This window comes from Rubritepida flocculans DSM 14296, assembly GCF_000425365.1.
In the GTDB taxonomy this organism is placed as follows: Bacteria; Pseudomonadota; Alphaproteobacteria; order Acetobacterales; family Acetobacteraceae; genus Roseococcus; species Roseococcus flocculans.
The window spans coordinates 14156-35439 of sequence record NZ_KE384355.1; the positions used below are offsets into that span (position 1 = coordinate 14156).

21 protein-coding genes are annotated in these 21284 nt (G+C 70.1%); 19 read left to right on the top strand and 2 right to left on the bottom strand.

What is annotated here, in order from left to right; genetic code table 11:
- The 11 genes from H596_RS24470 to H596_RS0119055 all read left to right on the top strand — a co-directional run.
- Positions 1-349: hypothetical protein (locus tag H596_RS24470; protein WP_211225323.1), on the top strand; the 349-nt coding region annotated here is incomplete at its 5' end.
- 553 nt (positions 350-902) lie between these two features.
- A complete protein-coding gene (locus tag H596_RS0119010) occupies positions 903-1241 on the top strand; it encodes a hypothetical protein (RefSeq protein ID WP_027286203.1) in 339 nt (112 codons plus the stop codon).
- Positions 1242-1302: 61 nt separating this feature from the next.
- Entirely contained in the window at positions 1303-2718 is a 1416-nt protein-coding gene (locus tag H596_RS0119015; RefSeq protein ID WP_027286204.1) for a multicopper oxidase family protein, read from the top strand.
- 82 nt (positions 2719-2800) lie between these two features.
- A complete protein-coding gene (locus tag H596_RS22570) occupies positions 2801-4009 on the top strand; it encodes a TolC family protein (protein ID WP_037302121.1) in 1209 nt (402 codons plus the stop codon).
- Positions 4006-5217, top strand: a complete 1212-nt coding sequence (locus tag H596_RS0119025) for a TolC family protein (RefSeq protein ID WP_027286206.1) — start codon at positions 4006-4008, stop codon at positions 5215-5217. The genes H596_RS22570 and H596_RS0119025 overlap by 4 nt, the downstream gene beginning before the upstream one ends.
- Entirely contained in the window at positions 5217-6911 is a 1695-nt protein-coding gene (locus H596_RS0119030) for an efflux RND transporter periplasmic adaptor subunit (RefSeq protein ID WP_037302124.1), read from the top strand. Before H596_RS0119025 ends, H596_RS0119030 begins: the two co-directional genes overlap by 1 nt.
- Before the next feature lie 3 nt (positions 6912-6914).
- Positions 6915-10073: an efflux RND transporter permease subunit gene (locus H596_RS22575; protein ID WP_051213456.1), complete on the top strand. Its 3159-nt coding sequence runs from the start codon at positions 6915-6917 to the stop codon at positions 10071-10073.
- Positions 10074-10089: 16 nt separating this feature from the next.
- Positions 10090-10476: a hypothetical protein gene (locus H596_RS23195; protein WP_051213458.1), complete on the top strand. Its 387-nt coding sequence runs from the start codon at positions 10090-10092 to the stop codon at positions 10474-10476.
- A gap of 17 nt (positions 10477-10493) precedes the next feature.
- Complete coding sequence (locus H596_RS0119045; RefSeq protein ID WP_051213460.1) at positions 10494-11246, top strand: response regulator; 753 nt, start codon at positions 10494-10496, stop codon at positions 11244-11246.
- Between the two features lie 50 nt (positions 11247-11296).
- The gene (locus H596_RS0119050) at positions 11297-12562 is read left to right on the top strand and encodes an ATP-binding protein (RefSeq protein ID WP_169579900.1); all 1266 of its coding nucleotides are present in this window, start codon (positions 11297-11299) and stop codon (positions 12560-12562) included.
- 95 nt (positions 12563-12657) lie between these two features.
- The gene (locus H596_RS0119055; RefSeq protein WP_027286210.1) at positions 12658-12999 is read left to right on the top strand and encodes a four-helix bundle copper-binding protein; all 342 of its coding nucleotides are present in this window, start codon (positions 12658-12660) and stop codon (positions 12997-12999) included.
- Between the two features lie 18 nt (positions 13000-13017).
- On the opposite strand, the gene H596_RS22585 is transcribed toward H596_RS0119055, so the two are convergent.
- Positions 13018-13611, bottom strand: coding sequence for a Crp/Fnr family transcriptional regulator (locus H596_RS22585; protein ID WP_051213466.1), 594 nt, complete (start codon positions 13609-13611; stop codon positions 13018-13020).
- 93 nt (positions 13612-13704) lie between these two features.
- Here H596_RS22585 and H596_RS22590 point away from each other — a divergent pair, with 93 nt between their 5' ends.
- The 8 genes from H596_RS22590 (at position 13705) to H596_RS0119100 (ending at position 19434) form a co-directional block, all read left to right on the top strand.
- On the top strand, positions 13705-14253 hold the full coding sequence (locus H596_RS22590) for a Spy/CpxP family protein refolding chaperone (protein WP_051213468.1): 549 nt from the start codon (positions 13705-13707) through the stop codon (positions 14251-14253).
- Between the two features lie 49 nt (positions 14254-14302).
- On the top strand, positions 14303-14518 hold the full coding sequence (locus H596_RS23680) for a heavy-metal-associated domain-containing protein (RefSeq protein WP_027286211.1): 216 nt from the start codon (positions 14303-14305) through the stop codon (positions 14516-14518).
- Between the two features lie 34 nt (positions 14519-14552).
- Positions 14553-16790 carry a heavy metal translocating P-type ATPase gene (locus H596_RS22595; protein WP_156910202.1) on the top strand — a complete coding sequence of 746 codons (2238 nt, stop codon included), beginning with the start codon at positions 14553-14555 and terminating at the stop codon, positions 16788-16790.
- Positions 16787-17188 carry a MerR family DNA-binding protein gene (locus H596_RS0119080; protein ID WP_027286212.1) on the top strand — a complete coding sequence of 134 codons (402 nt, stop codon included), beginning with the start codon at positions 16787-16789 and terminating at the stop codon, positions 17186-17188. Before H596_RS22595 ends, H596_RS0119080 begins: the two co-directional genes overlap by 4 nt.
- 63 nt (positions 17189-17251) lie before the next feature.
- Positions 17252-17698, top strand: coding sequence for a CopM family metallochaperone (gene copM / locus H596_RS0119085; protein ID WP_245584085.1), 447 nt, complete (start codon positions 17252-17254; stop codon positions 17696-17698).
- Positions 17695-18051 (top strand): copper resistance CopC family protein, encoded by a 357-nt coding sequence (locus tag H596_RS0119090; RefSeq protein ID WP_027286214.1) that lies wholly within the window; start codon positions 17695-17697, stop codon positions 18049-18051. The genes copM and H596_RS0119090 overlap by 4 nt, the downstream gene beginning before the upstream one ends.
- Positions 18048-18956 (top strand): CopD family protein, encoded by a 909-nt coding sequence (locus H596_RS22600; protein WP_051213474.1) that lies wholly within the window; start codon positions 18048-18050, stop codon positions 18954-18956. Before H596_RS0119090 ends, H596_RS22600 begins: the two co-directional genes overlap by 4 nt.
- A gap of 10 nt (positions 18957-18966) precedes the next feature.
- On the top strand, positions 18967-19434 hold the full coding sequence (locus H596_RS0119100) for a DUF411 domain-containing protein (protein ID WP_027286215.1): 468 nt from the start codon (positions 18967-18969) through the stop codon (positions 19432-19434).
- Between the two features lie 18 nt (positions 19435-19452).
- Here H596_RS0119100 and H596_RS0119105 read toward each other — a convergent pair whose 3' ends face one another.
- Positions 19453-21282, bottom strand: coding sequence for a pectate lyase family protein (locus tag H596_RS0119105; RefSeq protein ID WP_027286216.1), 1830 nt, complete (start codon positions 21280-21282; stop codon positions 19453-19455).
- Positions 21283-21284: the final 2 nt, after the last annotated feature.

Here is a 21284-nt window from a genome sequence, read left to right on the forward strand (position 1 = left end):
GCAAGGGAGAAGTGTAGCGATGCCCGGGGCGGCCGCAAACCGCAGCGTGGACCTGTCCGGGTCCATGGGCCATGCCAGTGTAGCGATGCCCGGGGCGGCCGCAAACCGCAGCTGCGCGCCGGTCCTGCCCGGCGAGACGCTGAGTGTAGCGATGCCCGGGGCGGCCGCAAACCGCAGCGAAACGGCGCTCGACGCGCTCGCCGGCGCGAAGTGTAGCGATGCCCGGGGCGGCCGCAAACCGCAACTCGCGCCGCGACGGTGTGCTGTCATTCGTCAGTGTAGCGATGCCCCGGGGCGGCCGCGGCGGCAAACCGCAGCGCTGGCCGCGCCGGTATGGTCCCGCCATTGAGCGTAGCGGCGCCCGGAGCGGCCGCAAACAGTAGGACGGGTGCGGCTCCGATCACCACCGTGACGGGTCCTGATCTCGCGAAAGGGGGGCGTGTCAGGCGGCAAGTTCAGCGCGCCGCGCCGATTGCCCCGGCAATCGCTTCGCTGAATCCGAACCGCGGACTCCCGCAGAAAGCAATGGAAAAACAACCGCCTAACCCTTGTAGACTGAATCGGCCAAGTCCCAAGGTCCGGAGAGAAATGGGCGGAGAGAGACGCCCAAAGGCCTGTCGCTGCGACGTCGAAGTATCAACCCGGCCGCGTAAACCCAGGCCAAACCTGCGCCTCAGCGCGGTGCACTGACCAGGAGAGACAGGTTGTGAGAGAGAAGAATGGAGCAGCGGTAGGAACCGGAGAATGAAATTCTCTGGGGTGCGCCCGCTCGGGACCCGTCCTGAACAGCTTCTCTACCTGACAAACTTTGTCACAGCGATGAGAAGCTCTGTCGGGTGAACACGCGCACAAAGCCTTCATGAGAACGGCATCCGCCGCCTCGAAATGAAGGAAATGAACGCATGCGCAACCCGCTCATCCTTGCCGTCGGCCTCGCCATGATCGCAGGCGCTGCGATGGCCCACGACCCCAGCGGGCGCCCTGAGGCGGGCGCCTTCGTGCCGCACGTCGTCGGCGCGAACGGCGACGGCACGCCCGAGATCCACCGCCCCGCGGGCAGCACGCACGACGCCGCCTCCAACGGCGTCGCTCGCCCGACCGGAGGCGCGGACGACAACTCGATCACCTACACCGGCCCGCAGCGTGGGTCCTTCGGCTTCCCGACTGCGGCGCGCGTGGTGGACAACGTCGATGGTCAGCCGGTGGTGGAGCATGGTCATCGGCCGGCAGGCAGCCGCTGAAGACCCTCGGCGGGGGCCATCGACCCCCGCCCCTCTCCGCACCTCGCCAAGGCATCTCCCGATGAACCGCCGTGATCTTCTGCTCAGCGCCGTGGCGCTGTCTCTCCCTGCGAACGTCGGTGCGATGGCGCAGGAAGCGCCCTTCACCATCCGAGTCACCACCCGACAGATCGACATCAAAGGCCGAGCGGCGCGCGTCTTCGGGCTGGTCGGTCAGGATGGCCGCCCTGGATGGACGGGCCGCGCCGGCGACGGATTTGCCGTCCGCGTCGTCAACGACCAGGCCGAGCCGACCGGCATCCATTGGCACGGCCCAACGCCACCGTGGCGCCAAGACGGTGTGCCGGGTGTTTCGATGGAGCCGATTCCGTCGGGCGCAAGCCAGGACTTCCGCTTCCCGCTCGACAAGCCGGGCACACACTGGATGCACAGCCACCTGGGCATGCAGAAGCAGGCCCTGATGGCGGCGCCGCTCATCGTGCGCCATGCCTCACCGCGCGACGAGCAGGAGGTCGTCGTGCTGCTGCAAGACTTCAGCTTCACCCCGGCCGATGAATTGCTGGCCCGATTGCTCGGTGGTGAAGGGGGCGCAGTCCCGCACGGGTCGGCAGCAGCGCCCCATGGCGCCATGGGCGGCATGGGTCTTGTCGATCGGCTGCGCGGTCTTGTCGGACTCGCCCGCCGGGGAGCGATGCCGATGGACGTCAACGACATCGAGTACGATGCCTACCTCGCCAACGACCGAACCCTCGACGATCCGGAGGTGGTCGCGATCGAGGCGCGGGCGCGCGTACGCCTCCGCGTCATCAACGGGTCCGCAGCCACAGGTTTCCATCTCGACCTCGGCGAGTTGTCCGGAACCCTGGTCGCCGTGGACGGGGACGACCTGGCCGAGCCGTTGAGGGTCTCCTCCGTGCCGCTGGCAGTGTCGCAGCGGGCCGACGTTCTGCTGGATATGCCGGCAGGAACGGGTGTCGTGCCCGTGATGTTCCGCCGCGAAGGTGCGCGAGAGCGCACGGCCATCCTGCTGCGACCACCGGGGGCGCCCATTCGCCGTATTTCAGAGCTCGGAGACCCCGCCCCGGCCATCGGCTTGGAACTCGAAACACGGATGCGCGGTCCCGCCATACCGGTGCGCCCCGCGCGGAGCGTCATCGTGCCGCTGACCGGCGACATGGCCAGTTATCGGTGGGGGATGGGCGACGTTCCGCCATTGCGGCGGGGCGAGCGCATCGAGCTCGAGTTGCGCAACACCACCATGATGTCCCACCCGATGCACTTGCACGGTCACCGCTTCCAGGTCGTGGCCATCGACGGACGCCGGCTTCAGGGCGCGAGCCGCGACACAGTTTTGGTGCCGCCGATGCAGCGCGTGACGATCGCCTTTGAGGCGGACAACCCCGGCCCGTGGCCGTTTCACTGTCACCATCTCTACCACCAGGTGCGCGGCATGGAGACGCTGGTCCGCTACGCCTGACATGTTTTGTCACACTGGTGACAAGCATCGTCGTGCGCGAGCGGGCACCAGGACCAATCGGTACTACAGGGACTGCGACTCCATGATCAGGGCCAGTGCGCGATGCACTACCGCCGTTGTCGCCGGGTTGCTCTGGCTGACGCCCCCTTTGGCGTCGGCTGCCAATCTGCAAGAGGGCTTCACAGCGGCTACGAGGTTGGATGCCGAGTTGCGCAGTATCGCCGCCCGGCGAGAAGCGGCGCTGGCCCGCGCTGCCCGCGCAGATTCCCTCCTGCCGGGTGCACCGGTCGCGGCACTCGCCTACCGTTCCGACCAGCTGAGCGGCAATCGTGGCCTTCGCGAATATGAGGGCGAACTCGATGTGCCCGTGTGGTTGCCCGGTGAAGCGCGTGCGCTCCGCCAGGCGGCCGAGGCGGCGGTCACGTCCTTGGACGCCCAGGGCGCACGACGTCGGCTCCTCCTGGCCGGCGAAGTCCGGACCGCTTACTGGAATTGGGCAATGGCGGATGCCGCACGTGCAGCCGCGCAGCAGCGAGTCACGCTCGCTCGGTCGCTGGAGCGTGACACCGCGCGCCAGGTGCGCGGCGGCAACATGCCCCAGACAGAGGCATTGCTCGCGCTCGCCGATCTGCGCGAGGCCGAGGCGAGCCTCCAGACTGCCGAGCTTGATCGGCGCGCCGCCGCGATCGCGTTCCGCACCTTGACCGGCACCATGCCATCCGCCGGGCCACCTGAGTCGCCTGCACCAGGACGGGTGGCGACAGACCCTCGCATCGGCGCAGCCCAGGCGGCGATCGGGGCAGCGCAGCGGGAGGAGCGGCTGGTCGCAGCACGCGACCGCGCCAATCCCGAGATCGGGGTCCAGCTCCGCTACGAACGCGACGCCTTCGAACAGCCGTGGGGCACACGCGTGCTGCTGCGGATGGCAATTCCCTTCCAGAATCCCCCGCTTCAGCGCGAGAGGCTTGCAGAGGCACGCGCTGCAATGTCGGCGGGTGTTGCGGAATTGCACAGCGCGGAGCGCACGGTCGCATCGGCGGCAGACGCCGCGCGTGCAACTCGCGAAACCGCAGAGGCCGTTATGGTCACTGCCCAGGCCCGTCATGATGCGGTGCGACGGCAGGCTGCTCTCGCTGAGGCCGCGCTGCGTGCTGGGCAACTGCCGTTGATCGAGCTGGTGCGTGTCCGCGGCCAGTTGGCGGATGCGGACGCGGCCCTCCGTCGCGCACGTGTGAACGCTGCCCGCAGCGTATCGGTCCTGAACCAGGCGCAGGGGGTGCTGCCCGAATGATCCCCCTCCTGCTCGCCGCAGCGGTGTTGACGACGCTGTCCGCACACGGCGCAAGCGCGGCCGATCTGCGCGAGGGCTTCACACGTGCGCTCGGCCTCAATGCGGAACTTCGCACACTCGAGGCGCAGCGCGACGTTCTAGTGGCGCGCCGCGCACGGGGAGATGCGCTGCTTCCGCTGGCCCCCACTGTGCAGGGTGGGGTGCGATCCGATGCGATCGCCCAGAACAGGGGCTACCTGCAACTGGAGGCCGGCGGCACGGCCCCGCTTTGGCTTCCGGGAGAGGCGCGTGCCCTGCGCGGCGCAGCAGATGCGCAGATGACTGCACTCGCCGCGCAGATAGCCAGACAGCGCCTCCTGCTGGCTGGCGAGGTCCGGACGGCCTACTGGACCTGGGCCATCGCGTCCGCCGAGGAAGAGGCCCAACGGGCGCGCGTCAGCCAGGCCGCGGCACTCGAGCGTGACCTCACCCGACAGGTGCGGGCTGGACAGTCTCCCGAGGCTGATCGCCTGGTGGCCGTTGCCGCGCTGCGAGAGGCAGAGGGCGCATTGCGCGAGCGGCGTCTCGCGGCGCGCGAAGCCGCGATCGCCTTCCGCACCCTCACCGGCGCCGAGCCCAGCGCTGGCGGTGAGGAGCGTCCCTCCCCCCAGGCGAATGGCAGGCAAGCGCCCTCCGATGCCGACCCTCGGCTGGTTGCCGGCCGAGCCGCGGTGGAGGCGGGACGTGCCGGCGAGCGTCTTGCCGCCGCGCGGGATCGAGAGAACCCGACCCTAAACGGGCAGGTTCGCTGGCAGCGCGACGCACGGGGGGATGCCCTCCAGCCCAACCTCATGGTGGGCGGTGCCCTCCCGCTCAGGCACGGGCCGACATACCGCGAGCAGCTCGCCGAGGCGCGCGCCGGGACAGTTGCCGCGGAGGCAGAGCTGGCCGCTGCCGAGCGCACCCTGCGCGGTTCTATGGATCGCGCCCGGGCCGCAAGGGAGACGGCACTCGAACTGGCACGTCTCGCCGAAGCGCGACACGCCGCGCTGCGCCAACAGGCGGGACTGTTCGAGCAATCCTATCGGGCGGGGCAGCTTCCGCTCATCGAACTGGTGCGCGTGCGCGGCCAGTTGGCGGACGCCGACGCCGCACGCCGGCGGGCGCGCGCCGAAGCCGGACGCGCCGCCTCCGACGTCAATCAGTATCTTGGAGTGGAACCCCGGTGATGCGTCACGTCTTTCGCAGCCTTGTCCTGCTGCTTTCCATCGCCTCAGCTCCCGCGCTCGCACACCCGGGGCACGACGACGAGCCGGCGACTGTAGCTGCCGCGCTGCCGCGCGCCGAAGCCCACACGGACGTGTTCGAGATCGTCGCCGTCCTGCAGCCAGGCGGAGTCCTGACGATCTACCTTGACCGTTGGGCCGATAACGCACCTGTCGATGGAAGCGTCACGCTCTCGATCGACGGGCAGGAGGTGACAACGGAGCGGCAGGGCATTGGCTTGTTCGTCGCCCGCTCCCCCCTCCTGGCGCGCGCGGGCCCGCGTGACGTGGTATTCACGGTGACTGCCGGCGAAGAGATGGATCTCCTGACCGCGCGGCTTGAGGTTCCCGAGGCGCCGGCCGCCCACGGAGCCGGGGCGTCGGCACTTGCTTTTCTTCGCAGTACGGCAACGCAGCTGGCGATCGGGCTGATGCTGCTGGTCGTGGGCATTCTCGTGGGCCGCGGGAGCGTCCGCCGGGAGCTTCCACCGATGGTTGAGGAGGGTCAGCCCGCCGCACCGCCGGCCGCCAAGCCCCTGGTCACGGAGCCTGCGGCCCTGGCGCGGCGTGCCGCGGCACTCGTCCTGTTGGGGAGCCTGCTCGCCTCACCGGCCCTGGCAGACCCAGGTCATGGGGCCGCACCGGGTTCGACTTCGACCTTCGAAGCCCCGCGCCGTCTGGAGGACGGAGCGATCTTCGTGCCCAAGGGCTCGCAGCGCCTGTTGACCATCCGAACCCAGGTGGCGGCCGGCGGCGACGCGGCATCCACGTTGCGGATGGTCGGCACGCTGGTGCCTGACCCCAACGCATCGGGCCGCGTGCAGTCCTCGCAGCCTGGCCGCCTTGAACCCAGCGAGCAGGGCTTCCCCATTCTCGGCCAGCGCGTGCAGCGCGGTCAGGTGCTGGCGTTCGTGACCCCGACCTACAGCGCAGCGGAGCGCGGCGGCCTGGTCCAGAATGCGGCCGAACTTGACGCGCAACTGACCATCCTCGAGGCGCGCGTACGTCGTCTGGTGGCGTTGCGCGGTAGCGTGTCCGAGCGCGAGATATCGGAGGCGCAGGCCGAATTGGCAGGCGCCCGCCAGCGCCGCGCCGCCATTCAGCCGGCATTGTCCGGGCGGGAAGCGCTGGTGGCGCCGGTCTCGGGCGTGGTTTCGGCCGTGCGCGGCGCCGTCGGCCAGCTCGTCGACAGCCAGGTGTCGGTTTTCGACATCGTGGACCCGTCGCGCCTCTGGGTGGAGGCGCTCGCCTTCGACCGGCAGGGGATCGACAACGTCACGGGCGCCACCGCCACGCTGGCCGATGGCCGTTCGGTGGAGCTCTCCTTCATGGGGCGGGGGCTCACGGTGCGCCAGCAGGCCGTTCCGGTGAACTTCCGCGTCGAAAATCCGCCCGCCGATGCACCCATCGGGGCCTCGGTCATGGTGACCCTGCGCACGGCGCGCTCGGTTCGTGGCGTCGTGTTGCCGGCCGATGCGGTCGTGCGCTCGGCAGAGGGACCGCCCGTGGTCTTCGAGCATGTCTCGGCAGAGCGCTTCGCACCCCGCCAGGTGCGCGTGCAACCGCTCGATGGCACGCGCGTCGTCGTGACTGCGGGCCTGGAGCCAGGACGCAGGGTGGTGATCCAAGGCGCGAACCTGATAGCGCAGGTGCGCTGAACCATGTTCTTCAATGCACTCGTCGGCTTCTCGCTCCGCAATCGTCTCTTCGTCCTGATCGCCGCACTGCTCGTGACTGGGTACGGCATGTGGACGCTCTCGCGCATGCCGGTCGATGTCTTTCCGGACCTCAACAAGCCGACCGTCACGCTCATGACGGAGGCTGAGGGTTTCGCGCCTGAAGAGGTTGAGCAGCTGGTGTCTTTCCCCATCGAGACAGCGGTCAATGGGCTGCCTGGTGTTACCCGGGTGCGTTCCGTCTCCTCGGTCGGCCTGTCCATCGTCTTCGTGGAGTTCGATTGGGGGCAGGACATCTGGCGCGCGCGCCAACAGGTGAGCGAGCGCCTCAACCAGATCCAGGCACAGTTGCCGCCCAGGATCCTGCCGTCCATGGCTCCCGTCTCCTCCATCATGGGGGAGATCATGCTGGTGGCCGTCACCGCGCCGGCGGATGGCAGCGTCACGCCCATGCAACTGCGCGAGATCGCCGACTGGGTGATGCGGCCGCGCCTGCTGACGATCCCAGGCATCAGCCAGGTGATTCCGATCGGCGGTGAGGTCCGCCAGTTCCGCGTCATGCCCGACATGGCGCGTCTGCACGCCCTCGATCTGACCCACGAGCAGATGGTGGCGGCACTGCGTCAGTTCGGCGTCAACGCGGGCGGCGGCTATGTCGACCAGGCCGGCCGCGAGTTCATGATCCGCAACATCGGGCGCACCACGTCGCTGGAGGATTTGCGCAACGCGACCGTGGGGTTCCGTGAGGGTCAGCCCATTGCGCTCCGGCAAGTGGCGGAAGTGGAATTCGGTGCACGCGCCAAGCGCGGAGATGCCGGCGTGGATGGCGGCCCGGCCGTCATCCTCGGCATCGGCAAGCAGCCGGGGGCGGACACCATCCAACTGACCCGCGCCGTGGAGCAAGCGCTGGCCGAACTGCAGCGCGGCATGCCGCGCGGCGTGGTCGCGGACCGCGTCAAATTTCGTCAGGCTGACTTCATCGAGCTTTCCATCGCCAACCTCCAGCAGGTGCTGGCGGAAGCCTTCATCGTCGTCGCCATCGTGCTGTTCGCCTTCCTCCTGAACACGCGCACGACCTTCATCTCATTGACCGCGATTCCCCTCTCGATCCTGCTCACTGCCATCATCTTCGCGGCATTCGGACTGTCCATCAACACGATGACGCTGGGCGGGATCGCCATCGCCGTTGGCGAACTCGTGGACGATGCGGTGGTGGATGTGGAGAACATCTTCCGTCGCCTTCGCGAGAATCGTGAGAAACCTGTGCCGGACGGTGCGCTGCAGGTCATCGCAGCCGCGAGCTCCGAGGTACGGTCGGGGATCGTCTACGCCACCCTCATCATCGTACTCGTGTTCCTGCCGCTTTTCGCGCTGTCGGGCATCGAGGGCAGGCTCTTCGCCCCATTGGGCGTGGCCTACATCGTCTCGATCCTCTGCTCGTTGCTGGTCTCGATCACCGTCACACCGGTGCTGTGCTACTACATGTTGCCGCGAATGAAGCGGATGGCGCACGGCGATGGCTGGCTGGTCCGCAAACTCAAGGCCGGCAATGAAAGGGCGCTGCGTTGGGCCTTCGGGCACCGCTCGCTCGTGCTCGGCTTCGCCGGTGCCGGCGTGGTGTTGGCAGGTGTGGCCGCTGCCTACCTGCCGCGCGCGTTCCTGCCGCCCTTCAACGAGGGCACGATTGTCATCAGCCTGACCTATCAGCCTGGAATTTCGCTCGCGCAGTCCGATGCTCTCGGGACGGTCGCCGAGCGCCTGGTCATGGCGGTGCCGGAGGTGAAGGGTGTAGGGCGCCGCACCGGGCGTGCGGAGCTTGATGAGCATGCCGAGGGTGTTCACACCTCCGAGCTTGACCTGGACCTGCGTGAGAGTGGCCGGCCGCGCGCCGAGGTTCTGGCCGATATCCGCACACGGCTATCGGCGCTTCCAGCAGCAGTGAATCTTGGCCAGCCGATCTCCCACCGGCTTGATCACATGCTCTCCGGGGTCAGGGCACAGATCGCGCTGAAGGTGTTCGGCGACGACCTCGATACATTGCGGACCTTGTCGGAGACGCTCCGCGTCCGGCTGGCCGCCAACGTGCAGGGGCTCGCCGATCTTCAACTGGAGCGGCAGGTCCGTGTACCCCAGCTCCGCATCGCGGTGGATCATGAACGCGCCGCCCTCTACGGCGTTTCCGCCGCCGCGCTCACCGAAACGCTGCAATCCCTGACTGGCGGGACAGTCATCAGCCAGATCATGGATGGGCCGCGCCGCTTCGACGTGGTGATGCGGCTCTCCGATGCGGACCGAACGACGGCGCGCCTGGCCGAGGCGCTTGTTGAAACGCCCGGTGGCCGCGTCCCGCTGCGTATGCTCGCGACCGTGGAGGAAGCCGACGGCCCGAACCAGATCCTGCGCGAGGGTGCGCGGCGCCGCATGGTGGTGCTCGCGAACACCGCCCCTGGGGCCGACATGGCCGCGGTGATCGCCGCCATCCGCGAGGAGGTCGCGCGCATGCCGATGCCGCCCGGATATACCACCAGCCTGGAGGGAACCTTCCAGGCACAGGAGGAGGCGATGCGGACCATCGGCGTGTTGGCCGTGGTGTCGCTCTCCCTGATTTTCGTTGTGCTCTACTCGCGCTACCGCTCGGCCATGCTCGCCGCCATCATCATGGGCAACGTGCCGCTGGCGTTGATCGGTGCCGTGGCGGCGCTCTGGATCAGTGGGCAGCCGCTCTCCGTCGCCACCATGGTGGGCTTCGTGACGCTGACAGGCATCACCACGCGCAACGGCATCCTCAAGGTGAGCCACTACCTGAACCTCGCATTGCACGAGGGTGAGCGCTGGGGGCTTGCCCTGGTGCTGCGCGGCAGTGCCGAGCGGTTGACGCCCGTCCTCATGACGGCACTCTCAGCGGGCCTTGCGCTGATTCCGCTGGCGATCGGCGCCGATGCGCCGGGCAAGGAGATCCTCCACCCGGTGGCGATCACGATCCTGGGCGGGTTGGTATCGGCCACGCTGCTGGACACCTTCGTCACACCGATCCTCTTCCACCGCTACGGACGGCCGGCACTGGAGCGGTTGCGCGCAGAGGCGGAGGAGCGCCGCGTCGCGGCAGCGACTGCCACCACCCGACCGGCCATCGAAACCTTCTGATCGAGGAGACAAGCACATGAACACGCGTCGCACGGTATTGACCGCCTTCCTGGCCCTGGGTGGCGGCCCAGCCTTGGCGCATGGCGAGGGAAAGCGTGGGGTGAATGGCGGCATCATCGGAGATGTGGGCGATCGGCACGTCGAGGTGCTGGCGCGGGACGGCGAGATCCGTATCTGGGTGCTCGACGCACAGGACCGCCCGGTACCGGCCGCCGGCGCCAGTGGCAGCCTGATCGTGCTGGCCCAAGGCCGCCAGCAGACCATCCGGCTCGAACCGGCTGAGAACAACGCCTACCTGGTCGCGCGGGGCGAGTTTCGGGCGGATCGCGCCATGCGGGTTGTCGCCACTTTGACGCTGCCTGGTCAAACGCAGCGGCAGGCACGCTTCACGCCGGTCGAGTAAGGCCGGAAAGTGCAGTGATGAGCGAAGGCCCGGAACGCCGTCTGCTGGACCGCGAAGCGCATGTGCTCGTCGTCGAGGACGACGGCGAGATGCGCAATCTCGTCACGCGGCTACTCCGCGAGGCGGGGTTCCGCGCCTCTGCCGCACGCGATGGACGCGAGATGTGGGAGGTGCTGGAGAGCCCAGCCGGCGAGCCGGACCTTGTCCTGCTCGACGTGATGCTGCCAGGCACTTCGGGGCTCGATTTGCTGCGCCGGCTGCGAGAGCGGAGCCGGACACCGGTGATGATGCTGACGGCGCGCGGAGAGGAGATGGATCGCGTTCTGGGGCTCGAGCTCGGCGCGGACGACTATGTCGCCAAACCCTTTGCCCCGCGCGAGTTGGTGGCGCGCGTGCGCGCGCTGCTGCGCCGCACCACCCCTGTCGAAGCGCCTGCCGTGCAGCGCTCGCGCCGGATCACCTTCGCCGGCTGGGCGTTGGACACGGCGCGGCGGGAGCTGACGGCGCCTGACGGCGCCTCGGTCGACCTGTCGGGGGCCGAATACGATCTGCTGCTTGCCTTCCTGGAGCACCCTGGTCGCGTGCTTTCACGCGAGCAATTGCTGGAGGTGGGAAAGCGTAGGGTGAGTGCCGACCCCTTCGACCGAACCATCGACGTGCAAGTGAGCCGGCTGCGCCGCAAGATCGAGCCCGATGAGGCAAGTCCGGCGCTGATCAAAACGGTTCGCGGCGCGGGTTATGTGCTGGTCGCGGAGGTGTCGCGCGGATGACAGCGCTGCCGCGGCGATTTCGGCGGTGGCCGGCAAGCCTCGCTGGGCGCGTGACGCTGCTTCTGGTGGGCGGGTTGATGCTGCTGCACCTGGGTAGCATGTGGGTACACGAGCGCTCGCTACACGGTGCGGAGACTGGGGCACGGCTGGAGCGCCTTGCCGATCTGGTCAGCGCAGCGGCCGGCGCCGTGGACCGCCTGCCGGAGCCAGCTCGCGATGCCGCGGCCCATGCGCAGTCGCGCCCAGGACTGGAACTGCACTGGGATCGGGAGCCACCGCTCGCGGCAGGAGCTGTGGTGCCGGACGTACTCCTCCCCGCGCTCGGGCGCCTGGGTCCAGGGGCACGGATCGGATGGGACCCGAAAGCCGAGATCGGGCATCGCCTGATCGGGGCGGTCCCTGTTCAAAGCGGGGGTTGGATCGTGTTCGCGGCACCCTGGTTCAGCGGCGCGCCGCTGGCCGATCGCGGCGCGGTGCTCTCCATGGTCGCCATGGCTGCGGGCATCGCGCTCGCCTCGATCCTCATCATTCGATGGATCACGCGTCCCTTGAGGCGCCTGGCCGACGCCGCCGATGCGATTGGTCGCGATGTGCGCGCGAACCCAGTGCCGGCGGATGGCCCCACCGAGGTGCGCCACGCCGCCGTCGCGTTCAATGCCATGCAGGAGCGGATCCGGCGCCTCGTGGATGACCGGACGGAAGCGCTCGCCGCCATGAGTCACGACCTCCGCACACCGCTTGCGAGGATGCGCCTGCGCGCAGGCTTCCTGCCCGAGGGTGAGGAGCGCGCGAGGATGGAAGCAGACATCGCCGAGATGGAACAGATGGTCGGCCGCACTCTCGACTATCTGCGGGAGGGACGCGATGCGGAGCCGGTGGCGGCCACCGACCTGGCGGCGATCCTGCAGACCCTCGCATCGGATGCCGCGGATGCCGGCGCCGATGCCGCCTATGAAGGCCCGGCCCGCGTGGTGCTGCCGCTGCGGCGCCTGGCCGCCAAGCGGGCGCTGTCCAACCTGGTGGAAAATGCGGTTCGCCACGGTTCCGGGCCTGTTCGCTTGGTCGCACGCCAGGAGTCCGGGCGGGTCATCGTCGAGGTCTCGGACCAGGGCGGCGGCATCGCCGAAGCCGACCGCGGCCGGGCGCTCGCGCCCTTCGTGCCACTCGATGCGTCCCGTGGCGGCGGTGGCTGCGGCCTGGGCCTTGCCATCGCCGCGCGCTTTGCCGAGGCGAGCGGCGGCGCCCTCACCCTCCTAGATGGTGCGAACGGGCGAGGCTTGGTGGTGCGCCTCACGCTGCCGGCCGAGGCGACTTGACGGCCAGCCCGCGCCACACTTTGTCAAACTGTGACGGGCAACGGGCGTTGGCACGCCGGGTTTTCTCTTTGGTTGGCACAAGGAGGAAAGACCCCATGCATCACGAACACCACGACATGGCTGCCTGCATCCGCGCCTGCCTCGATTGCCACCAGGCTTGCCTCGCGACAATCGGACACTGCCTGACAATGGGCGGCCACCACGCGGAAGTCAGCCATATCCGCATCATGATGGACTGTGCGCAAATCTGCGCGACCAGCGCCGATTTCATGATCCGCGGCTCGACGCATCACGCGCATCTGTGTCGCGTATGTGCCGAGATCTGCCGCGAGTGCGAGCAGAGCTGCAGCGGCCACCAGAACGCGGATGAGGCGATGCGCTCCTGCGCCGCAGCCTGCCGCCGCTGTGCGGATGAGTGTGCGAGCATGGCGGCTTGAGGAGGCCGCCTCGCCGGCTCAGGCGTCTGGGGCGAGCCGGATGCGGCCATCCCCCAGCCGCCTGAGCCGACCTGCCTGCTCCAATCGCGCCAGCGCCCGGTAGGTGGCCTCGTGCGAGAGCCCGAGCTCGGCCGCCATCGCCTTCCAGCTGCGCCCGGGACGACGGGTGCCGTCCGCCTCGGCCGGCAAGGCGTGCAGCACATCGAGCAGGCGGTCCTCGGCACGCGGGCGGATGAGGCGCTCCGCCCGCGAACGCTCGGCCACCAGCCTCGCCGCGAGGTGCGCGGCGATGCGCCAACCGAGCGCGGGGTCCGCTGCCGCGGCCCGGCGCACCGCATGGGCGCCGTACACGTCCACTTCGACCTGGGTGGCGGCGATGGCGTCGCAATGGTGACGTTTCTCGAACAGCGACGCCTCAGCGAAGGTCTCGCCGGGCCCGGCCCGGTGCAGAACGGACCGGCGCCCCTCGGGCGAGACGCGCACCAATTCGAGCAGGCCTGCGCGCACGACCACGAGGCCCACTGACGTGTCGCCAGCATGGAAGAGCGCCTCTCCGCGCGTCAGAAGGCGGCGGCGCGGGGCGGGCAGAATGGACAGCAGGTCGTCATTCATCAGGGGAGCTTCTGGCGCGTATGACGCGGATCATACGCGCCTGTGGCGTCGCCCTCCTAACCTTCACTGATCAATGACCATCAGGACCCGCGCATGCCACTCCGTCACCTGATTCCCCTGGCGCTCGCCGCCGCTTTCCTCGCTCCCGCCGCGCCTGCCACCGCCCAGCATGGCGGGCACGGGCATGCCGGGCACGCGGCGCCCTATGCCGGTTTCCAGGGTCGCGAGGCCGCGGGGCTGAGCGCCCAAGATGCCGCCGATTTGCGCGCGGGGCGCGGCATGGGCCTCGCGCTGCCGGCGGAGCTGAACGGATACCCCGGGCCGATGCACGCGCTCGAGCTGGCCGACCGGCTCGGGCTGTCGCCCGCCCAGCGGGCCACGATGGAGCAGCTTCGCGCGGCGATGCTCGCCGAGGCCGTGCCGCTGGGTGAGGCCGTCATTGCTGCAGAGCGGGCGCTGGACGCGGTGTTCGCCCGCGGCACTGCGACGGCGGCCGAGGTGGACGCGGCCGTCACGGCCGCCGCGCTGGCGCATGGCAGGGTGCGGGCGGCCCATCTTCGCACGCATCTCGGCACGCGCGACGCGATGACGCAGGCGCAGCGGGCGATGTACGCCCGGCTGCGCGGCTATGCGTCCCCTTGACCTTGCCGTGGGGCAAGGGGGCATCTGTGCGGGGCAAAGGAGCCGATCGATGACCCGCTTCCACATCCCCAACATGACCTGTGGCGGTTGCGCCAAGGGCGTGACCGCGAGCCTGCGCGAGGCAGTGCCCGGCGTGATCGTCACCGTCGATCTCGACCGCCGGCTCGTCACGCTGGAAGGTCCGGCCGACGCTCAGGTGGCGCTCGCCGCGCTGCAGGCCGATGGCTGGCAGGCAGCCCTCGCCGACTCGTCCCCTGGCCATTGACCTTCCCCCGGGGGAACACACCACCTCAGTTGGCATGAGCACGCACGCGCACCAAGGTCCTACCGGCGGGGCCACCACCGCCCTCCAGGTCGAGGGCATGACCTGCGCCTCCTGCGTCGGGCGCGTCGAGCGGGCGCTTGCCCGTGTGCCCGGCGTGGACGGCGCGGTGGTCAATCTCGCAACGTCGCGCGCCACCGTGCATCACGCGGGGGGTGTCGATGCGGCCGCGCTGCGGGCCGCCGTCGAGCGGGCAGGTTATGCGGCGCACGTCCCGCCCGCCGATGCGGCCCCGCACGGCGCGCACGAGCACGGCGAGGACGGGTCCCTCAAGCGGGATACGATCATCGCGCTGATCCTGGCCTTGCCGCTGCTGCTGCTGGAGATGGGCGGCCACCTGATCCCCGCCTGGCACCACGTCATCGAGACGACGATCGGCATGGCGGCGTCCTGGTGGGTCCAGGCCGCGCTGGCCACGGCCCTGCTGTTCGGTCCCGGCTTGCGCTTCCATCGGGCGGGCTGGCCGGCGCTGCTGCGCGGTGCGCCCGAGATGAACTCGCTCGTGGCGCTCGGCACCTCGGCGGCCTGGGTCTTCTCGGTAGTCGTGCTGCTGGCGCCCGGGCTGGTGCCGGCGGAAAGCCGCTTCGTGTATTTCGAGGCCGCCGGCGTCATCGTGGCGCTGGTCCTGCTGGGCCGCTGGCTGGAAGCGCGCTCGCGCGGCCAGGCGTCCCAGGCGATCCATCGTCTGATGGAGCTGGCCCCCGCCGTCGCGCGCGTGGAGCGCGACGGGACGGAGACGGAGATTCCCGCCGCAGCGCTGCGGGTGGGCGATGTGCTGCTGGTGCGCCCCGGCGAGCGTATCCCGACCGACGCCCTGGTGCTCGACGGCGCCTCCCATGTCGAGGAGGCGATGATCACCGGCGAGCCGCTGCCGGTTCCCAAGCTGGCCGGCGACGCGGTGACGGGCGGCACGGTGAACGGCGCCGGCGCGCTGCGGCTGCGCGCCACGGCGGTCGGCGCCGGCACCACGCTCGCGCGTATCGCGCGGATGGTGGAGGAGGCGCAGGGCTCCAAGCTGCCCATTCAGGCGGCCGTGGATCGCATCACGCTGTGGTTCGTCCCCGCCGTGATGGCCCTGGCCGTGCTGACCTTCGCGGGCTGGCTGCTGGCGGGCGGCGGCGTGGCCCAGGCGCTCGTCGCGGCTGTCGCCGTGCTCATCATCGCCTGCCCCTGCGCGATGGGCCTGGCCACGCCGGTCTCCATCATGGTCGGCACGGGTCGCGCGGCGGAGCTGGGCGTGCTGTTCCGCCGTGGCGCGGCGCTGGAGGCGCTGCGCGGCGTGCAGGTGGTGGCCATGGACAAGACCGGCACGCTGACCGAGGGCAGGCCCGCATTGACCGACCTGCACCCGGCAGAGGGCTTCGCCGCCGACGAGGTGCTGGCGCTGGCCGCCGCGGCGGAGGCGCGGTCCGAGCACCCCATCGCCCACGCCATCCGCGAGGCGGCGCGCACGCGCGGGCTGGACGTGCCGGCAGCGCAGGATTTCGAGGCGCTGCCGGGCGGCGGCGTGCGCGCGACCGTGGGCGGCCGGCGGGTGGAGCTGGGCGCGGACCGCTTCATGACCTCGCTCGGCCTCGACGTGGCGGCCTTTGCGGCGATGGCGGCAGCGGCGGGGCAGGCCGCACGCACGCCGCTCTATGCCGCGGTGGGCGGGCGGCTGGCCGCCTTGCTGGCCGTGGCCGACCCGCTGCGGGCGACCACACCAGGCGCGGTGGTGGCGCTGCGCGGCATGGGCCTCTCGCTGGCCATGGTGACGGGCGACAACCGCCGCACGGCCGAGGCGGTGGCCGGCCCGCTCGGGATCGCCGAAGTGGTGGCTGAGGTGCGGCCGGAGGGGAAGGTCGAGGCGGTGCGACGCTTGCGTCAGGGCGGTCGCAGCGTCGCCTTCGTGGGCGACGGGATCAACGACGCGCCGGCTCTGGCCGCCGCCGATGTCGGCATCGCGGTGGGCGGCGGCACGGACATCGCGGTGGAAGCCGCGGAGGTCGTGCTGATGCGTGGCGACCTGCATGGCGTGGCGACCGCGGTGACTCTGTCGCGCGCCACCATCCGCAACATCCGGCAGAACCTGGGCTGGGCCTTTGGCTACAACGCGCTGCTGATCCCGGTCGCGGCGCTGGGTCTCCTGTCACCGATGCTCGCCGCGGCGGCGATGGCGCTGTCCTCCGTCTGCGTGGTCGGCAACGCGCTGCGGCTGCGGAGGGCGGGCACATGAAGGTCGGCGAGGTGGCGCGCGCCGTAGGCGTGTCTTCGAAAGCCATCCGCACGTGGGAAGCCGCGGGACTGGTACCCGGGGCGGCGCGCGGCCCGTCGGGTTATCGGGCCTATACCGCGGCGGACCTCGCCACGCTGCGCTTCGTGGCCCAAGCGCGGCGCCTGGGTTTCGGCATGGAGCGCATCCGCGGGCTGCTGGCGCTGTGGCAGGACCGTGGCCGTTCCAGCGCCGAGGTGAAGCGCCTGGCCCTCGCCCAGGCGACGCTCCTGAGGGAGGAGGCGGCGGCGCTGACGCGGATGGCTGATGAACTGGAACGTCTCGCGGCGCACTGCCACGGCGATGCGCGGCCGGATTGCCCGATCCTGGACGCGCTGGCGCGGCCTGCGGATCATGCCTGACATGTTTTGTCATGAAGGCGAGAAGCTACGTCGCCCACCGCAGACTAACGAAGCCATGTATCGTTGAAGGAGACCACCGCCATGCGCCGCACCACACTCGTCGCCACCGCCGCCATCGCCCTGGCACTGGCCGGAGGCGCAGGTTTCGCTATTGCGCAGGCCCCACATCACCACGGCCCAGGCCATTCCGCCCCGCGCGCCGCGCAGGCCCCTGGCGCACACAACCATGGCGCCGCGGCACCGGCCAATGCATCGCCCTCCACCCGCGCCTTCATGGCGGTGAACGACAAGATGCACCGTGACATGGCCATCACCTTCACGGGCAACGCCGACCGCGACTTCACGGCCGGCATGATCCCGCACCACCAGGGCGCCATCGACATGGCGCGCGTGGTGCTGGAACACGGCCGCGATCCGGAAGTGCGGGCGCTGGCCGAAAGCATCATCCGCGACCAGGAACGCGAGATCGCCCAGATGCGCGCGATCCTCCAGCGCCTGCCGGCCCGTTGAGGCGACGGGCCCTCCTCCTCGCCCCGCTTGCCGGCGTCGCCGCGCCCGCGGCGGCGCACTCCGAGCTGCGCCGCTCGGTCCCCGCCGCGGGCGCCGTGCTGGAGCGCCCGCCGGAGCGCATCGAACTGCACTTCAACGAGCGCGTGCAGCTCACCGCGCTCCGGCTGCGCCGCGTGGGCGGCGAGGAGGTCGCCCTACCGCGCCGGGCGATCCGCGGGGCGGCGAGCGAGACCGTTGCGCTGCCGCCGCTCGCGCCCGGCGAGTACCGCGCCGAGTGGCGCATCATCTCCGCCGACGGCCACCCGGTCGGCGGTGCCTTCACCTTCCGCGTCGAGCCACCGCGAAGCCCATGATCCTGGAATTCCTCCAGCCCGATCCCTCCCTCCTCGACGGCCTCACCGTTGTCCTGCGGGCGCTCTACTACGTCGCGACGATCGGCGCGGCGGGCCTCGCGCTCTTCGCGATCGCCTTCGGCCACCGGCTCGAGCCCGCGGAGGCGGCGCGGCTGCGCCGGACGCTGATCGCCGCGGTGGCAGCTGGGCTCGCGCTGTCGGTTGCGGCGCTGGCGCTGCGCGTGCTGGTGCTGACGGCCGGCGCGAGCGTTACCGACCCGGACGTCTGGGCGGCCGTCATGCGGTCGCGCATCGGGGACGCCTTCTGGCTGCGGGCCGGCGGCCTCGTCCTGCTCGCCGCGGCGGCGACGGCATGGCGCATCGGGCCGGCGGTGGCCGCGGTCGGCGCCGTCCTCGTCCTCGGCTCCTACGCGGCCATGGGTCACTCGATGCTCTACCGCCCGCGGCAGGAGATCGCGGCGCTCGTCGTGCTGCATCTCGCCGTCGTGGCCTTCTGGGTCGGCTCGCTGCCGCCGCTGCTCTGGGTAGCGCGCCGGCGCGATGGCGCCTCGGCCGCGGCGCTGCTGCGGGACTGGAGCACCGCCGCCACCGTCGCCGTGGTGGCGATGATCGCCACGGGGCTGCTGCTGACCTGGTATCTGACGGTCCGCCTCGACCGCATCCTCGACGCCTGGCACGGCTGGGCGCTCGGCTGGAAGGTGGCGGCGGTGCTCGCCGCGCTCGCCCTCGCCGGCTGGAATCGGCTGCGGCACACCCCGGCCCTTGAACGGCGCGAAGAAGGAGCGGACGCGCGGCTCGCCCTGTCGATCCGCGTCGAGATCGCCGTCGTCCTGCTCGTCTTCTACGCCGCGGCCGAGATGGTATCCGTCCACCCGGCCGACCACGGCCACCGCGTGCAGAACTGAGGAGCCGCCCATGAACGCCCGGAGAATCCTGCTCACCACCGCCCTGGTTGCCCTTGCCGCGCCGGCGCACGCGCAGCGGCGAGAGTCGGCGGAGGTTTGGCGCGACCCGCATTGCGGCTGCTGCGGCGGCTGGGTCGAGCACCTGCGCGCCGAGGGCTTCGCGGTGACCGACCGCGTCGTGCCCACGGTGGCGCCGTACCGCCGTATGCTGGGCACGCCGGCGGACCTGCTCTCCTGCCACGCCGGGCGGGTCGCGGGTTGGCTCGCGATCGACGGGCACGTCCCGGCGCACGCCATCCGGCGCCTTCTTGCCGAACGGCCTGCGGGCGTTGTCGGCATCGCAGTCCCCGCCATGCCGATCGGCACGCCGGGAATGGAGGTTCCGGGCCGCGAGCCTGAGGTGTACGATGTCATGGCTTGGCGGGCCGACGCGACCCATTTCGCATGGCTGCGGATGCGCGGTGCTGACCCGGCCTGACGGCGACAGCCGGTTCGGTTATGGCACCCTTCGCTTGTCAGCCTTGACCGATAGTGTGGCTGGTCCGAGATCGATGGTGGTGTTGGAGATGTTGCGCGCCATCACCCGCACGGTGTTGTTGCTCCACACATGCGCGTCGAGCTCAAAGAACCGGCTGCTGGTTGCGAGCGAGGCGCTGACGATATCCCCCGGCCTCGCGCCTGCCACGGTGATGTCCCGCAGACTGGTCGCCCCTGCGGCGAGGCTCGGAAGGTCCCAGCTGTCCTCGGCGGCGTATTCGCGCTGCCCCGATTCCGGCAGCGTCGGCGTGCCATTGAGGATGCCGGGCGCTGACTCCGGCAGCCCATAGAGCCGCAGCGCTTCCAGCTCGATCACCCCATCGAAGCCGACGATCCCCACCTGCGCGAAGGCCACGCCCAAACCCATGCGCAGCGTCTGCCGTCGGTTGAGGTTGGCATCGTCCATCGGCGCGCCGGCGTTCCACCCCTTCGCCGGCCCGTTCCACTGCATGGTGGTGATGGATGCGAGCACGTCGCCCGCGACATTCTCGCGGATGTTCCCCGCCCCGTCGAAGCAGCGCACGAACAGCCGGCCGCCGGCCACGCCGAACACCAGCGCATGCGCCAGCGCGAACTCCTTCGCCTGCGTGGTGTCGACGACCCAGCCCAGTCCGCGGTTGGCCGAGAGCTGCACCCCGCGCCCGGTTGGCGTCAGCCCCGCCAGCCCGTTGAAGCTGAAGTCGGAGATGTAGGTGGCCGTGGTGGTGGAGGTGGCGATGGTGCACAGCCCCTCCACGCCGATCTCGGTCGCTGACTGCCGGAAGGCCTTCGCCCGGACGTTGTCCACCCCAGCCAGGTAGCGCTGGAACCGCGACGCCGGCGCCCGGTGGCGGTTGATGACCGCGTTGCCGCAGCGATTGGCCGTGGGCGTGTAGTCGATGCCGACCAGGTAGGTGTTGGTCCAGGCGACGTCGTACTCGCAGTCCTGCGCGCCGGCGGTGTGCCGTGCGACGATGGGCGAACAGGCCTCCATGCGGAGGTTGCGGCCGATGATTGCGCTGCCATTGGTCTGGTTCAGGAAGGGGATGGCGAGGTTGGAGCCCGCCTGGCGCAGCTCGAAGTTTGGCCCGTCGAAGATGTGCCGGTTGTGATTGGTGTAGGCGCCGGGCTCATTACCAAAACGCACGCCGAAGCGGTCCTGCGCCGCATTGATGCCGGTGGCGCAAGCGAAGTGGCCGCCGTAGTAGCGGATGGAGGTGTTCCAGGCCGTGGCGGTCGCACACCAGACATCCAGCCCGATGCGGCAATTGACGATGCGCCCCAGCGTGAAGGTGCTGTCCTCCACGCCGCGGCCGTCGCCCAGCGTGCGCATGCCGATGGTGAACCCCTCGACCCGGCGCAGTTCGATCTGGCTCGCGTCGACATTGCGCACGGTGATGCCGATATCGGCCTCTGAGGACCAATCGGAGATGGTCTGCCGGATCACGTTCAGGCCCGAGTACAGCTTCTCGCCATTCCGAATCGTGCCGCCATCGCCGAGCACCAGCACGCTGGTGGGTGCGGTGCCGGTGTAGCGGATGGTGCCCTGCATGATCAGGCCGCGCGCGGCACCCGGCAGGGTGACGGTGCCGGAGACGTTCCAGGTGCCCGGCGGGATGATCGCCATTTTCTGATCTGTCGCGGCCCGATCAAATGCTGCCTGAATGGCCGCGCGATCATCGGCCACGCCATCGCCGAGCCCGCCGAAGTCGGAGGGCAGCACGGCCTCGCGGTCGCGCAGGTACTTCGCGAGGTCGGTCTTGCTGACGGCGGTGTTCAGCACCAGGAGGTCGTCGATGCGGGCAGGCATTT

Excerpts from the sequence above, each read along its gene's own strand:
- H596_RS0119010 (WP_027286203.1), top strand. The coding sequence starts at position 903 with ATGCGCAACCCGCTCATCCTTGCCGTCGGCCTCGCCATGATCGCAGGC.
- H596_RS0119015 (WP_027286204.1), top strand. The coding sequence starts at position 1,303 with ATGAACCGCCGTGATCTTCTGCTCAGCGCCGTGGCGCTGTCTCTCCCT.
- H596_RS22570 (WP_037302121.1), top strand. The coding sequence starts at position 2,801 with ATGATCAGGGCCAGTGCGCGATGCACTACCGCCGTTGTCGCCGGGTTG.
- H596_RS0119025 (WP_027286206.1), top strand. The coding sequence starts at position 4,006 with ATGATCCCCCTCCTGCTCGCCGCAGCGGTGTTGACGACGCTGTCCGCA.
- H596_RS0119030 (WP_037302124.1), top strand. The coding sequence starts at position 5,217 with ATGCGTCACGTCTTTCGCAGCCTTGTCCTGCTGCTTTCCATCGCCTCA.
- H596_RS22575 (WP_051213456.1), top strand. The coding sequence starts at position 6,915 with ATGTTCTTCAATGCACTCGTCGGCTTCTCGCTCCGCAATCGTCTCTTC.
- H596_RS23195 (WP_051213458.1), top strand. The coding sequence starts at position 10,090 with ATGAACACGCGTCGCACGGTATTGACCGCCTTCCTGGCCCTGGGTGGC.
- H596_RS0119045 (WP_051213460.1), top strand. The coding sequence starts at position 10,494 with ATGAGCGAAGGCCCGGAACGCCGTCTGCTGGACCGCGAAGCGCATGTG.
- H596_RS0119055 (WP_027286210.1), top strand. The coding sequence starts at position 12,658 with ATGCATCACGAACACCACGACATGGCTGCCTGCATCCGCGCCTGCCTC.
- H596_RS22585 (WP_051213466.1), bottom strand. The coding sequence starts at position 13,611 with ATGAATGACGACCTGCTGTCCATTCTGCCCGCCCCGCGCCGCCGCCTT.
- H596_RS22590 (WP_051213468.1), top strand. The coding sequence starts at position 13,705 with ATGCCACTCCGTCACCTGATTCCCCTGGCGCTCGCCGCCGCTTTCCTC.
- H596_RS23680 (WP_027286211.1), top strand. The coding sequence starts at position 14,303 with ATGACCCGCTTCCACATCCCCAACATGACCTGTGGCGGTTGCGCCAAG.
- H596_RS22595 (WP_156910202.1), top strand. The coding sequence starts at position 14,553 with ATGAGCACGCACGCGCACCAAGGTCCTACCGGCGGGGCCACCACCGCC.
- H596_RS0119080 (WP_027286212.1), top strand. The coding sequence starts at position 16,787 with ATGAAGGTCGGCGAGGTGGCGCGCGCCGTAGGCGTGTCTTCGAAAGCC.
- H596_RS22600 (WP_051213474.1), top strand. The coding sequence starts at position 18,048 with ATGATCCTGGAATTCCTCCAGCCCGATCCCTCCCTCCTCGACGGCCTC.
- H596_RS0119100 (WP_027286215.1), top strand. The coding sequence starts at position 18,967 with ATGAACGCCCGGAGAATCCTGCTCACCACCGCCCTGGTTGCCCTTGCC.
- H596_RS0119105 (WP_027286216.1), bottom strand. The coding sequence starts at position 21,282 with ATGCCTGCCCGCATCGACGACCTCCTGGTGCTGAACACCGCCGTCAGC.